At 44.2% G+C, this 13988-nt stretch carries 13 protein-coding genes; 1 reads left to right on the forward strand and 12 read right to left on the reverse strand.

What is annotated here, in order from left to right:
- Positions 1-39: 39 nt before the first annotated feature.
- Complete coding sequence (gene rpoN / locus NSQ52_RS16245) at positions 40-1338, reverse strand: RNA polymerase factor sigma-54 (RefSeq protein ID WP_342473583.1); 1299 nt, start codon at positions 1336-1338, stop codon at positions 40-42.
- Positions 1339-1408: 70 nt separating this feature from the next.
- On the opposite strand from rpoN, the gene yvfG reads away from it, so the two are divergent.
- Positions 1409-1624, forward strand: a complete 216-nt coding sequence (yvfG, locus tag NSQ52_RS16250; RefSeq protein WP_017359206.1) for a protein YvfG — start codon at positions 1409-1411, stop codon at positions 1622-1624.
- Positions 1625-1813: 189 nt separating this feature from the next.
- On the opposite strand, the gene NSQ52_RS16255 is transcribed toward yvfG, so the two are convergent.
- The 11 genes from NSQ52_RS16255 to NSQ52_RS16305 are packed head-to-tail and all read right to left on the reverse strand — an operon-like array spanning position 1814 to position 13944.
- Entirely contained in the window at positions 1814-2977 is a 1164-nt protein-coding gene (locus NSQ52_RS16255) for a DegT/DnrJ/EryC1/StrS family aminotransferase (RefSeq protein ID WP_342473585.1), read from the reverse strand.
- The gene (locus NSQ52_RS16260; protein WP_335352247.1) at positions 2974-3663 is read right to left on the reverse strand and encodes an acetyltransferase; all 690 of its coding nucleotides are present in this window, start codon (positions 3661-3663) and stop codon (positions 2974-2976) included. Before NSQ52_RS16260 ends, NSQ52_RS16255 begins: the two co-directional genes overlap by 4 nt.
- Positions 3626-4219, reverse strand: coding sequence for a sugar transferase (locus NSQ52_RS16265; protein WP_017359198.1), 594 nt, complete (start codon positions 4217-4219; stop codon positions 3626-3628). Before NSQ52_RS16265 ends, NSQ52_RS16260 begins: the two co-directional genes overlap by 38 nt.
- A gap of 20 nt (positions 4220-4239) precedes the next feature.
- Positions 4240-5769: an MATE family efflux transporter gene (locus NSQ52_RS16270; RefSeq protein WP_342473588.1), complete on the reverse strand. Its 1530-nt coding sequence runs from the start codon at positions 5767-5769 to the stop codon at positions 4240-4242.
- Positions 5770-5797: 28 nt separating this feature from the next.
- Positions 5798-6826: a polysaccharide pyruvyl transferase family protein gene (locus NSQ52_RS16275; RefSeq protein ID WP_342473590.1), complete on the reverse strand. Its 1029-nt coding sequence runs from the start codon at positions 6824-6826 to the stop codon at positions 5798-5800.
- Positions 6826-7854: a glycosyltransferase gene (locus tag NSQ52_RS16280; RefSeq protein WP_041507798.1), complete on the reverse strand. Its 1029-nt coding sequence runs from the start codon at positions 7852-7854 to the stop codon at positions 6826-6828. The genes NSQ52_RS16275 and NSQ52_RS16280 overlap by 1 nt, the downstream gene beginning before the upstream one ends.
- A 27-nt stretch (positions 7855-7881) precedes the next feature.
- Positions 7882-8985, reverse strand: coding sequence for an EpsG family protein (locus NSQ52_RS16285; protein ID WP_100324763.1), 1104 nt, complete (start codon positions 8983-8985; stop codon positions 7882-7884).
- 14 nt (positions 8986-8999) lie between these two features.
- The gene (locus NSQ52_RS16290; RefSeq protein ID WP_342473592.1) at positions 9000-10130 is read right to left on the reverse strand and encodes a glycosyltransferase family 1 protein; all 1131 of its coding nucleotides are present in this window, start codon (positions 10128-10130) and stop codon (positions 9000-9002) included.
- On the reverse strand, positions 10123-10962 hold the full coding sequence (locus NSQ52_RS16295) for a glycosyltransferase (RefSeq protein ID WP_326241683.1): 840 nt from the start codon (positions 10960-10962) through the stop codon (positions 10123-10125). The genes NSQ52_RS16290 and NSQ52_RS16295 overlap by 8 nt, the downstream gene beginning before the upstream one ends.
- A gap of 2 nt (positions 10963-10964) precedes the next feature.
- A complete protein-coding gene (locus NSQ52_RS16300; protein WP_326241684.1) occupies positions 10965-12104 on the reverse strand; it encodes a glycosyltransferase family 4 protein in 1140 nt (379 codons plus the stop codon).
- Positions 12070-13944 carry a nucleoside-diphosphate sugar epimerase/dehydratase gene (locus NSQ52_RS16305; protein WP_024719856.1) on the reverse strand — a complete coding sequence of 625 codons (1875 nt, stop codon included), beginning with the start codon at positions 13942-13944 and terminating at the stop codon, positions 12070-12072. Before NSQ52_RS16305 ends, NSQ52_RS16300 begins: the two co-directional genes overlap by 35 nt.
- Positions 13945-13988 lie beyond the last annotated feature (44 nt).

Here is a 13988-nt window from a genome sequence, read left to right on the forward strand (position 1 = left end):
AAAGAAGCACGTGCCATTGTTTCTGGCATGTGCTTCTTTTTAATCATATCGCTTCCGCAGCGTGGAAGACGGAAGGTTCATTTGTTCACGATATTTGGCAATGGTTCTGCGAGAGACGCGGATACCAAAGGTTTGCTGAAGCTGCGTCATGATTTGCTGATCCGAATACGGTTTTTTCTTATTTTCTGATTGAATCAGCTCTGCAATGTGGGTCTTCACTGTGTAGCTGGATGCTTCTTCGAGCGAATGCCCTTCTAGTTTCGCTTGGAAAAACTGTTTCATTTCCATTAACCCATAAGGGGTCTGCACCATTTTCCCTTTGACTGTTCGACTCACTGTCGACTCATGCACTTGTAATATATCTGCAACCCGCTTCATCGTAAGCGGTTTCATTTTATGCTTCCCTGTCAGAAAAAAATCAGTCTGTTGTAAGATAATCTCACGAACGACATTTGTCATCGTTTGTTTTCTCTGCTTAAGCGCTTGAACAAGCCAATTGTACTGCTGATGCTTTTCCTTTAAATATGCATATGCTTCATGCCGCTTTTGATCTTGAATCATGGCGAAATACCCTTCATTCATTTCAATGTCCGGAAAAGCACGCTGGTTCAGCTCGAATGTGATGTGACCTCCCGCAGCTGTAATCAACACATCTGGTTCTATATACACATCCTGGTCTTCATAAGAGAAATGAAGGCCTGGTCTTGGTTCGAGAAGCGACACCTCATCTTGTATGGCTTGCAGGGTTTTCAACGGCATACCTGTTTTAGCTGCGATTTCCTTCCAAGCCTTCCTTGCGAAAAGAAAGAAATGCCCTTCGATGATCAGCTCTGCTTCATACCAGCGATCCTTTTTTCGTCTAAGCTGGAGCAGGATGCATTCTTGCAATGATCTAGCGCCAATACCGGCAGGCTCTAATGATTGAAGCTGATGAAGAACGGCCTCTACTTCTTCTGCCGAAGCCTGTAACACAGCGGCCATTTGGTCAACCGGTTCATTTAAATAGCCATTGGAATCAATGGACTCAATCATGAATTGAAAAATCCTTTGATTCTTTTCACTTAAATTCAAATCAATGGCCTGTCTCTTTAAATATATTTGCAGGCTTTCTTTTTGATGCGTACGATACGGCTCTGTCATTCGATCTTGCGTTCTTTTATGATAAACTGGTTGATAGCTGTCCGTGTCTTTCCGCTCAATCAGAGGGTTCTCAAGCGCTAACTGATCAAGATACTCACCCAGCTCTGCACAATTCAATTGCAGCAGCGTAATCGCCTGCCTGAGTTCTTGCGTGAGTACCTGCTTTAATACTAGTTCTTGTTGCAGTTTAAGGCTCATTGTCTCCCCTCCCTCTCATCATTTTACATGAAGATTGACGGACCGTATATACGAAATAGGAGTGATTTCCATGTCTGAACTTTTTTCCGTTCCATACTTTATCGACAATTTAAAACAGCACATTGCCATGAATCAACATGAAGACAAGATTCATGCCATGAACGCTTATTATCGTTCGGTGGTTTCTACACTTGTGCAGGACCAATTGACGAAAAATGCTGTTGTCTTGAAGCGAATTCAGCATCTCGATGAAGCGTACCAAAAGGTGAAAAAAGAAAGCGAATAAATGGACGAAAAACAACACCCTTTCTCATGATTGCAAAGGGTGTTTTTCATGCAGGAAAAGCTTTTGATCCAGCTTCGATTTGTACATCATCAAAAAGCCGGACCGCCCTACAGTAAGCCATAGGTCATGATGATTCCATAAAATAAGGGATTGATAAAAAGAGAGGCAGGCTGCTGATGAACGAGCAGCCTATGTGGAGGATAATGCTTTCTTTTGCAGGGCGCTGTGCAATGTATCAATGACAAGCTCCTGTTCTGCGTCTGTCATGCTTGTACCAGATGGCAGGCAAAGACCTGTCTCAAATAACAACTCAGATGCAGGGACTTCATCGGCTGTTGTATAAAAAGGACAACCATGAAAGAGCGGCTGCTGATGCAGTGGCTTCCATACACGCCTTGCTTCGATCTGCTTTTGTTCTAAAGCATCTATCATCTCTACTGGAGACATCTGTACATGATGATCAATGGTGAATGTGGTCAGCCAGCGGTTTGATGTGGTTTCTTGATATTCTGGCATAAATTGAAGGCCTTCAATATCGGCTAAAGCATCTTGATAACGCTCGAAAATGCGGCGTTTTTGCTGAACACGCTCCTCTAACACTTCCATTTGTGCAATTCCTACACCTGCGAGTAGGTTGCTCATCCGATAGTTATATCCCTCCTCTTGATGTTCATAGTGTAGGGCATGTTCTCTTGCCTGTGACGCGAGAAATCGGCAGCGGTCGATGGCTGCTTCATCATCACTGACAAGCATTCCGCCTCCTGATGTTGTAATGATTTTATTTCCGTTAAAAGAGTACACACCGAACCTGCCTATTGAACCGCTTTTTCTTCCTTTATATATACTGCCTAACGATTCAGCCGCATCTTCAATAATTGGCACATCATATGCCTCACACACCTCTATGATTTCATCCATTTTTGCACTTTGTCCGTATAAATGAACGACAATAACCGCACGAGGTCTTTTCCCAAGTCGTTTTGTTTCAGCGAAGGCTTTCTCTAACGCCAGCGGACACATATTCCATGTCTCTTTTTCTGAATCAATAAAAACAGGCGTCGCTTGTTCATATAAAATAGGATTTGCACTGGCAACAAATGTGAGAGTGGAACAAAAGACCATATCTCCCTTTTGAACGCCAATGAGTTTTAAGGCAAGGTGAATGGCTGCTGTCCCAGAAGACAATGCCGCTCCACTCTTCACGCCTGCATAATCCGCGACCACTTGCTCAAATTCATTTACAAGCGGTCCTAATGGTGCAATCCAATTGCTCTTAAATGCCTCCTCTATTTTCTTCTGTTCTTTTCCACTCATATGAGGAGGAGATAAGTAGATTCGTTTCCTGTCTCTCATGATTTCCCACCTTCTCTTCGATCTTTGATCTCAATTGCAGGAACGCCTACGGCGACTTTCTGATCATGTATATCTCGGGTCACTGCCGCTCCTGCGCCGATCACTGCCCAGCTTCCAATGGTTCTGCCAGGTATGACAGCAGCCCCAGCTCCAATATGAGCACCCTCTCGCACAGAGACACAGCCGGTGAGCACGGCTCCCGGAGAAAGGTGCGTAAAGGATTCGAGAAAGCAGTCATGCTCCACGATAGAACCGGTGTTGATAATGGCATGCTCACCAATTACTGCATCTGCTTGCACAACAGCCCTTGCCATCACAACCGTTCCCTGACCAACCTTCGTTGACGAGCTCACAACTGCCTCTGGATGAATCAGTGTGGCAAATGCCCTCTCTTCAAATGCGAGACGTTCTTTGATCCTCTGTCTGATTTCGTTTTGCCCAATGGCAATCAGCCATTGCATATCAGGTATTTCATCTCTTACCTTTTGACTCATAGAAACCGGACCATACAGAATGCCGGTTCGAGTGTCAGCCTCCTCAAATCGATCGTCTAATACAGCACACAATGAGTAATCAGGATGCAAAAAAATCAACTCCTGTATAACCTTGCTGTGTCCGCCAGCCCCTATTAAGCCAATGGGCTGCTCTTTACGTATCGGTTCCTTTGAATTTTTCAGCTGTTGCATGATTTGGCTGCTGCACCCCTTCTGTTTTGATGACTTTCAGCAAGGTCATCCATAAAATTTTCATATCGAGCCAAAACGATTGGTGCTCTACATACCAGAGGTCATAGGTGAATTTCTCCTCCCAAGAGAGAGTATTTCTCCCATTCACCTGGGCCCATCCAGTGATACCAGGCTTCACAAGATGACGCTTCGCTTGCTCCTCTGTGTACATTTGTAAATACTCCATTAAAAGCGGTCTTGGTCCAACGAGACTGATTTCCCCTTTGAGTACATTGACAAGCTGCGGCAATTCATCAAGACTGAGCTTACGAATAAAGGCGCCGGTTTTTGTTAATCGAAGATGGTCTGGAAGCAGTACGCCATGTTCATCGCGTTCCTCGGTCATCGTTCGAAATTTATAAAGCATAAACGGTTGTCCGTACAGACCAGGCCGTTCTTGTCGAAACACCACAGGCGCTCCGATTTTCCACCGAATGAGTCCATAGATGAGAAGGAAAAGGGGGCTGCCTGCGATGAGCAGGGTCAAAGCCACGACCACATCTATTATTCTTTTCATCATTGCTTCTCCTTTCCACACTAGCGAGAGACAGAGCGTTCAATAGCAGCTTGTTTCACCTTACGCATGAGCTGTATCCGCTCTTGTTTTGTTCCTGCAAATTGATACAAATAGCCTAAGTAGAGAACGAAACATATTCCGCCAATACAAAATAGCTCCCACCATCTCGTCACATCATACACAGCCTGAATGCCGGCACAGATCCCCCATATAAATAGAGCCCCAAACAGCGGAACGACTGTATGTTTGTAAAAGATGGTACTTTTCTGTTTCGTGATCTTGGCTGTATACAATGGGAGAAAGACGATATTTTTCATCAATAAAACAACGGCCCCTGCTGATGCAACGCCATATAACCCAAGCTGAAGTAGGTGAGTCAATCCATAGGCTAACAGGACATTGGAACCGCCTAATATGAGTGTCACAACCGCCGGCACTTTAAATCGGTTAAAGGCAGTCGGTACATAGGTCAGCGGTAAAAACATCAACGTGAAACACAAATAAGCCGCATGAATCATCAGCAGCCATTTTAGCTCCTCAAAGGCTGGTCCAAGCCATAACAGCATGAGCGGACCGGCAAGACCTCCTAACAGAGCCGCGGGGAATGCCACAAATAAACCGCTCCATTTCATGGCATTGGCGGCGTATTGAATGAGCCCCTGCTCGTCTTGACTTGAATATAATTTTGTGATCGTTGGCGCAAACACAACCGCAAGTGTCCCTGCAAGGGTGCGCAATAATAATGGAAATTGTAAAATGGCGGCATACTGTCCAGTCGCTTCTGCCCCAATCAGTAAGTTGGTCATCAATAAATCGATTTGTAAAAACAACAAAATGCCCATTTGCTCAAATGAATGCCACACCCCTGATCGAACCAGCGTGAGACTTGAAGATAAAGAAACGTACCGCCACTTAAACGAAAACCAAGGAATGAGTTTCTTAAAATAATAGAGACCCATTCCCAAAGCGGCGAAACTCCCCATAACGGCTGCAAGCGGAATATGCCAAATGGCTGGTGTCGTCACGGTAAATAACAGCACAATCACAAGTGCCCTGCCAAACATCTGAATGGCCTGTCCAACACTCGATACATATAATTTGTTCGCATAAAACGGTGCCGCCCCAATACCAGACATGACGAAATTGAGCATAAATAAAAGACCCCCTAACACAAAGGCGATCTGTGTATCTTTTGCAAGATGAGCAGGCACATGGAGCCAGTCAACCAGCTGCTGAGACATGAATAGACAAAGTAAAAAAAGACAGATGGATAAAAAAAGAGAACTGACAAAATAGGAAGCGAGATAGCGCTGCGCTTGTTCCATCTCTCCTTTATGAGCCGCAACAGAAAAAAAACGCACCACCACAGCACTTAATGAAGCCGTAATGACCGATAAATAATTGATCATATTTTGCGTCAGATGAATCAGACCAAACGCTTCCACTCCAAGTGTATGAACAATGTAAGGCGTTAAACAAACAGACATCAGCATCATCAAGAAAAACGTCATCACATTTGCACTGACATTGTAAAGAAACGCACGGTTCATGGTGATTTCACGCAGTGTTTAAGGGCCTTCATCCAACTTCCTCTCCCTTTTGTCCGCTTGTTTTCATATGCTGATGAATGGCCTTTTTCACCGCTTCCTCCGTTGGTTCCTTCAAAAGGGTCATAAACGGCAAGTGCGCTACCCATTCATATCCTTCCATGACTTTATGATCAAACGACCTGATGACAACACACGGTGTATGTGTGATCGCACAAAAGATCATGCCATGCAGTCGATCTGTCACGACGACTTGTGCCTGACTCAACTGCGTCCATAACGTGGATAATTCCTCTAAACGAGTCGTTCGATTCACTCGCTTACCAATGGTCGTTGTGATAAAACCAACTTGATCATACGTTTCTTTGATATGCTCCTGCAGTTGTTCTCGTTTCTCTTTCGTGAGATACGCCTCCTTATCCTCACGCAGACAAAGTAGCACACCTTTACGGGTTTGACTCTTTGATGTTTCGTCTAATGTCAGGACCATATCAGGCTGTTTCCACACCTCTTTATTAGGAAAATGCTTCTTCATCCATTGATAGGTGGTTTGATCTCTTGCCATCAAGAGAAGCCTCGGGTGTTGCTGATATGCTTGAATAGCGCGGCGTTCTTCTCTTTTCCCTCTCTTTGTTTCTGTAAAATGAGCAGTAGCGGGCAGCTGAATGACGGGATAGGACTTAAAGGCGTTCATGATAAATTGTCTTGTCCATTCTTCATATCGATATAAATCGCCCATGTTGCCCCCGCCGATGATACAGACAATGTCCTCTGGGTGCCGCGCGTGCTTCAGCGGACGTGCTAGACGATACATCTCCTGCATGTCTACTTCTATGATTTGATAGTCTGGAAAGTGCTTTTGTAGAAAACAGCAGCTGGCATAGGCAATCGCGTGATCACCTAAGTTGTCATGTGCCGGCAGCAGCGTGAGAATGATTTTCTTCTGATGACGCAGCTCTGGAAATCTTTGGCGGCTCAACCTATATTGAAGTGGATACTTGACCTTTAAGAGCAGCCACTCTGCGGCATGTGCTTTTAATTGCTGCAATGTCACACTCATCACCCCGATTTTCTCGTTTGATATTCAATCCATTTTTGATAGCTTGAAGCTGCGGCAGAGAGCGGATACACCCACTGCATCCTAGCAAGGAATAAGATCATTCGCTTTCGCATAGTCAGCTTCGATGGTTCCACTTGTTTCACAGCCTTCTGAAAAGCTTCATGTGTCACCATTTCACGCATATGACCAAGCTTTTTTTGAAAGGAAAGGGAATTTTGGCTCTTCCATTCATTGAGCATACAATGCAGCGTATGATTCACGATAAAAAAATAAAAAGCCTTCTCATATGGTGTCAGCTCATCATGCTCTTTTAAAAACAAACGCTGCGCGTCATAAAACGCCAGTCCATGCTGAAAATACTGCTTTTGATATCGCTGGACAATGGATGACAAATGAACCCGGTAATAATAAAGCGGCTCATGAACAAAGGCAATGACACGTGATAAAGAAAAACAGCGCAGCGTGACATATTGATCTTCAATATTCTCAAGCTCACCTCTCAACGGAAAACGGATATGATGCTTTTCGATAAACGCCCGCCGATACAGCTTATTCCATGAGAATCCCGTGATCTCACCATGTAATAACGATTCTATTAAACTTGTCTTATCGGCTTCCTGCTGAGCTAACAGCGTCGTCGGTATGATCCGTTTTGACTGTTCAAACTGAATCCAATATTCACTGACAACAAGATCGGCACCGGTGTTTTCGGCTTCTTGATATAAAGCCTCACAGTATTGAGGAGCGAGAACATCGTCTGAATCAACAAAGGCAAGATACGTTCCTGTTGCTTCTTCTATGCCCCTGTTCCTCACCGCTCCCAGCCCTTGATTGGTTTGGTGAATCACCCGAAATCGCTCATCACGCGCAGCAAACGCTTCAAGGATGTCTCCACTGTGATCGGTAGATCCATCGTTAATGAGGATGACCTCTATATCTGAAAAGCTTTGGTCTGCAATCGATTGAAGACACTGCTCCACATATTGACTAGTGTTATAGACTGCGACCAATAGACTGATAGCTGGCATGACAGCAAGCCCCACCTTTCTTCAAATCTACTTTGTAAAAATCGTTCGGTACGGTAAAACAGAAGAATCAAACGGCATCAGCATGATGCTGTACAAAATATAGCAAACCGCAATTCCGATATACATAAAGAAATTGGTTCGCTGATCAAAAATCCGTGTGAAATAAGGTAGTAAAATGAGCTGATACAGACCAAAGTAAATATGAAATCTTGCATAAATAACATCCTTCGTTGCAAGGATGCCAAACAAAAATCCAAGCAAGCAAAAATTCACAATATAATCACTCTCTGGCGTCAGCTCACGAAGTCGTTTTCGACAAAAGAACGCAAGCAATAACGGTAAAATCAAGACACCAATTTTCGTCACATTCATTCCATTCGTATTCGTTGTCAGCCACTCCTCGTAATGACCATAAGAACTCCCTTGCAGCATCACCACAAACACGGAGACAAAGCGGTCATACAGAGCGGTTAAACCTAGAAAAATCATGCATAACACAAGCATCATCCAAGACCACGCCTTTGTTCTGACGATGAAATAGACTGGAATCATAATGAGTGCCGAGGAATGAAATAGCGCGCATACAAGCACGAGCGGAAAATACCATTTCCACTGACCTTTGATGACAAACTGGATGGCATAAAAAAGAATCGCTGCCACCATATACTGCCGCATGCCATTAAACGAAGCGTAATAATGAAATGTGCCGAGAAATAGTAGCATACTAAGCTCAAATGGCCGTCCATATCGCACAAGTGTTTTGATAATAAAAAAATAGGTGATGATCCCAACTGTGATATACATGATTTGCGGCTCATGTGATAGTTGATTGAGCATCCATAAGATCAATGTAAAGCCCGGATCAGTGGCGGCCTTGTCTACACCGAATCCGAAAATATGCCAAGGCTTGTCATAGTTGACGGAGAACTCATACATTTGTCCATAGGTTACAAAATCAGTTCCTACTTTGTAGCGTATGCCCGCCACAATACAAAGAAATAAAAATGGAAAAAACACCAGAAGCTTGTTCGGCCGCCAGCCGCTTTGTATGGTATCATCAGGTCTGCCATAAAATGCAGCAAAGCTCGACCATAAATAGACCATGATCATGTTCACCAAATAAACCGCCATCTGCCAATCCTTCCTTACAATCCATACACATTCATCACACGGGTGATGTTCTGTTTTACATCAAATCCTCTAAGGCCAAGCTGAGAAATAATCGTCTCCTGAAGAGGAGGGTCTGCATGGTAGGCTTCTAGTATGGCTTTCATCCACTCATGTGCTGAATCTTGCAAGGATTTCCGTTTCACAAGCCCACAACCTAAATCGACTTCCTTTGTGATATGATCTGAAATCACACATGGGAGTCCAGATGCCTGCGCTTCCACTAATACGAGAGGAAGACCTTCAAACAAAGACGGCATCACAAACACATCAAATGCTTTCATATACTGCGGAACCTCTGAGACAACGCCCGTAAACACAATGTCTTCCATTAATCCTGCTTTCACTGCATACGATTCAACCACTGGCCGGAGCGGCCCATCTCCTATGAGAACTAGCTGAAAGGAGACCCCTTGTTTTTTCAGTGTCTGCGCTAATTCGATGAAAAAAACATGGTTTTTCTGCTCATGAAATCGGCCAATATGTCCAATGATCAGTTTTCTCTCGTGAAGATGGAGGTCTTTTTTCATCTTCACCTTCGCTTCTGTCTCCAACTGAAAAAAAAGGTCCAAATCAATCCCATTTGGCAAAATGTCCACTCGTCCATCGTGCATTCTTTTTTGTCCAAATAAAAAGGCACCGGCATCTTCACCGCATGCAACGAGCTGCGTAGAAAAGGCAAAGATCAATTGACGGAATCCTTTGAGCAACAAATGATCAACCCGGCTAGGAGACTGTTTCCAAGCCGTATTATGTGAATGGCAAATGCGTATCTTCACACCTGCCAGTTTCGCAGCAAGGGCAGAAAAGCCCGTTTGAAAATCTGTATGTGCATGCACCGCCTGATAAGGTCCCGTTTGCTTGATCGTCTTCGTCAACGTTTTGACAGACGTCCATGGAGAGGACGCTCCAATACTTGGGACATAAAAAATCCGCCCGCCAAGCTGACGAATTTCCTCATCGTAATCACAGACATCCTCCCGGTGGGTAATGAAATCAAATTGAAGAACATTCCGGTCGATTGCACGATAGATATTCATGATCATCGTTTCTGCTCCGCCTCTGTTCATTCCGCCCACAACATGAAGTACACGCTTTGGCTCACTCATCCCGAATCGTCCTCCTTTTCACCATAGATCCTCCAAGTTTCCTCTGATGATAAAACCTCATGATCTTTGGTGACATACAGGCACGGATGACCGGCTTAAGCGCAAAGAGATAATCAAACGGCGACAATTTCAATTGCTTGCATGCTTGTAACACAAGCCATGCATTATCCATTGAGTATCGGAATTTCCGGCGCTGAAAGGCCGCTTCATCCTCCCTTACAAGGTATAAGGGCTCTTGCAGATTAAAGCCTTTTCTCCCCGCAGCAAAAAAACGAATCCAAAGATCGATATCTTCCATCCGTCTAGTTGTTTTTACAGAACGATAGCCATTTAAAGCCTTGTAGGCAGACGCTCTCATCATAATCGTCCCATGACAAAAAGGCGTTCCTCTTGCTAGCACCCTTCGATCAGGCTCTGAGACAAGTGCTCGAACGCCCTTCGCCCCTGACTCATCAAACACCGTCATCGCCGTACCAACCACATCATATTCTGGATGCGCTTCGAGGAAATGAACCTGTTTTTCTAATCGTGTAGACACTGATATATCGTCGCCATCCTGTCTTGCAATCAGTTCTCCATTCGCTTCAGTGAGACAACGATTTAAACTGGCGGCAAGTCTTTGATTGTGTTCGTTTTGAATGAGGCGAATTCTATCTGGATCACGTATGGTATAGTTCAGCACTTTTTCATAGGTGCCATCTGTTGATGCATCATCACATATGATGAGCTCCCAGTTTTCATAGGTTTGACGGAGAATCGATTCAATGCTTTCTTCTACTGTCTCTTGGCAATTGTAAACACCCATGATAATCGATACTTTCGGCTGACGCATGCTCACATCACCTTCTCTTTTTGGTCCATATACGTTGTGTAAATTTCCTCCATTGCACTTACCGTCTGCTCCTGTGCAAATGCGTGAGCCATAGAACGTCCCGCTTTCCCCATTAGGTGAAGCTGGTCCTTTTTATGATAGAGCTGTTGTAAATAAACGGCTAAACCATTCACATCATGCGGTTTGATTAAAAAGCCGTTCACTCCATGTTTGACAAGCTCACAATGCCCTCTATTTTCTGTTGCAATCACCGGCTTTTCAGCAGACATCGCTTCAAGAAGGTTCATCCCAAGTCCTTCTCTCAAGCTGGTTGATACACATACATCGCTCATATGCATCCAATCTTCGATGTGTTTGCAAAATCCCGCAAACTGTACATGTTCCTCAAGATTCAGCTGACAGACCAGCTTTTCATAGGACGACCGACTTGTCCCTTCTCCAGCAAATACAATTTTCACATGTGGTATATTCCGATACACCTGCGCGCAAGCTTTGATGAGCATTCCTTGATTTTTATTGTCATTTAATTCACCAGCACACAGCACGATAAAATCTTGCGTGGTAAAACCATATGCTTTACGAAGGCGGTCTTTTTCTTTGTCATCAACTGGTGCAAATCGCTTCATATCGACACCCATACCTGGAACATAATGCACAGCCGCCTTCTCTTTTGACAGACGATCGGCTCTTTCATAGTCTTCTCCATTAATGGTGATGAGTGCATCCGTATATTGAACGAGCCATCTCTCAACTGGATAATAAAGCAGCCAATTTTGAAGCGGTGCCCCCTTCCAAAAGTGAAACCCATGCGCTGTGTAAAGAACTTTCGTCCCTTTTTTGCGCGTCCCTTTGGCCGCTAGCCTGCCAATGACACTCCCCATCGGTGTGTGACAATGGATGAACTGATAATGCTCTTTTTCTAACAGCTTTTTCAGCTCCACATAAGCAAGCCGGTTGTGCAAATGAAAAGGGGAACGCTGAATCGGAATGGCATGCGCTTGATCCACATACGGTAGCTCCAACTGGCCATTTGCCGCTGTATGCACTTCCCATCCTTGTTCCTGAAACCATCTGAAATACGGGAGATGGAATGCCTTAAAATGATAATCAACCGTTGCGCAAAACAAGACTTTTTTCTTCATTAGCAAGTGGCTCCTCCTCTCGTTGCATCGGTTCAGGCAATACATCATGCGACTCAATGGCGGCAAACAAGGCCTGTCTTAATTGATCGTCACTCATCATATTAAATTCGTGAATAAAGCGGTTCAGCACATACGGATCTCCATCCAAGGCATGCCCAATATGGATTTTCGGGAAAATTTGCTCCTGTGCTTTTTCATGCTGGTTGAGTAGCTCCTCGTACATTTTCTCTCCGGGACGAATCCCCGTAAATGTGATTGGAATCTGGTCTGTGGTGTAGCCTGAGAGGTGAATGAGGTTTTCTGCGAGGTCGACAATTTTGACTGGCTCCCCCATGTCTAAAACAAAAATCTGCCTTCCTTCTGCTAGTGCACCAGCTTGAATAACAAGCCTTGATGCTTCTGGTATCGTCATAAAATATCTTGTCATGGCTGGGTGCGTGACAGTCACTGGCCCGCCTTTTTCAATTTGTTTTTTAAAGATCGGAATGACGCTCCCCCTGCTTCCGAGTACATTCCCAAACCGGACGGCGACAAATTTCGTTTCACTGCTTGCCCCCATTTGCATAATCACCATTTCAGCAAACCGCTTTGTCGCTCCCATCACATTGGCAGGGTTGACCGCTTTGTCAGATGAGATGAGGACAAATGTTTCAACTCCGTGCTCATGTGCAGCTTCTGCCACATTTTTTGTTCCGATAATATTGTTTTTCACCGCTTCTTTCGGGCTGATTTCCATGAGCGGGACATGTTTATGCGCGGCGGCATGATAAATCATATCCGGCTGAAAATGACCAACGATTTCACTCATTTTTTGTTTATCTTGAATATCCGCAATTTGTGGATATAGGCTAATGCTGTCTCCATACAATTCTTTCAGCTCTAGTAAAATAGAATGAATGCTAAATTCTCCATGTCCCACAAGCACAATCGCCCGAGGGGAAAATACACAAATTTGACGACAGATTTCTGACCCGATAGACCCGCCAGCTCCTGTCACCATAATCGTTTTTCCTTTTAGGTGAACGGATAGACGGCTTGTATCTAATTGAATCGGCTCTCTTCCAAGCAAATCCTCTGGCTGTACATCCCGCAATTGATTCAGCGCATGGGTTCCTTTTAAAATCTGTTCCATTTCCGGCATAATCTGTGTTTTGATTCCAGTCGCTACACATTCCTTATATAGTCCTTTTAATGTGTGACTGCTTTTGGATGGAATAGCGATAATGATTTTTTGAATATCCATCATCGCAACAGCCGTTTGAATATGTTCTTTTCCCCCAAGAACAGGCAGCCCCATAATTTCAAGCTTATGCTTTGTTTTGTCATCATCAATGAAAGCGACCGGCTCAATATGTACATCACTCGACTGCTGAAGCTGACGAACAATAATGGTCCCGGCTGATCCAGCGCCAATGATTAGTGCCCGCTCCTTTTCAACTTGAAACCGCTTGGCACCATCATGAAACAGCCTGGATGCCATTCGTGATGCACCGATGAATAACACATGGAAAAGCCAGACAATAAATAAAAAGCGAAATGGCCATGTCTGCACAAAAATGTACAGCATCGTCATAGAAAATAAAAATGAACACGCAAAGGTCTTCATTAAAGAAAATAGCTCTCTAACCCCTGTATAAGCCCATACTTGCTTGTACACGTGAAAAATATACGAAAACAAATGGTGCCCGATAAGCAGACTGAGCGAAGAAATGACGAGCATTTCAAATGTATATACGGTTAACGCTGCCTCTTGGACAAATTGAAAGCCAAAAAAGACGGCAACTAAGATGAGATATGAATCTAGTGCCACGATGATTGATAATCTTTGGGCGTAAGTCAACGCTCCTCCCCCTTTTTAAAACATCACTATTCTTACGTAAAATG

The sequence above is a fragment of the Bacillus sp. FSL W8-1141 genome, from assembly GCF_038593205.1.
In the GTDB taxonomy this organism is placed as follows: Bacteria; Bacillota; Bacilli; order Bacillales; family Bacillaceae; genus Bacillus; species Bacillus altitudinis.